1 protein-coding gene is annotated in these 374 nt (G+C 40.6%); it reads right to left on the bottom strand.

Annotation, left to right across the window (positions count from 1 at the left end):
- The coding region (locus tag CWB65_RS19525; protein WP_138741291.1) for a hypothetical protein at positions 1 to 374 on the bottom strand (374 nt) is incomplete at both ends.

Here is a 374-nt window from a genome sequence, read left to right as displayed (position 1 = left end):
GATAGTTCTTGCTCTGTTTGGCTTGGTGATAATTCTGGTTCATGCTCAATGTCGACTTCCTGAGCAATCGCACTGCCGCCATCATCTAAATCTTGTTCAAATTCTTTAGTATCCGTTCTCTCAATGTCGTTTTGGGGCGTTTCTAAAACTTGCTCTTCAACGCCTTCGACACCCACTGAATCAAACTCTAAATCAGCGCCTAGTAATGAATCTTCGTCCGTATCCTCTGGGACTAAAACGTTGGCTTCTTCATTAATTTCAGGCTCTAAATTTGATTCATCGAACTCGCTATCAATTAATGGCTCATCATCAAAATCATCTTCTAAGCTATCTAAATCAATATTTGATGAGAGCGCTTGCGATAGTTCTTGCTC

This window comes from Pseudoalteromonas sp. S554 (genome assembly GCF_005930865.1).
GTDB lineage: Bacteria > Pseudomonadota > Gammaproteobacteria > Enterobacterales > Alteromonadaceae > Pseudoalteromonas > Pseudoalteromonas marina.
Note: the sequence above shows the minus strand (reverse complement) of the source record. Positions and strands in the feature narration are given on the sequence as shown.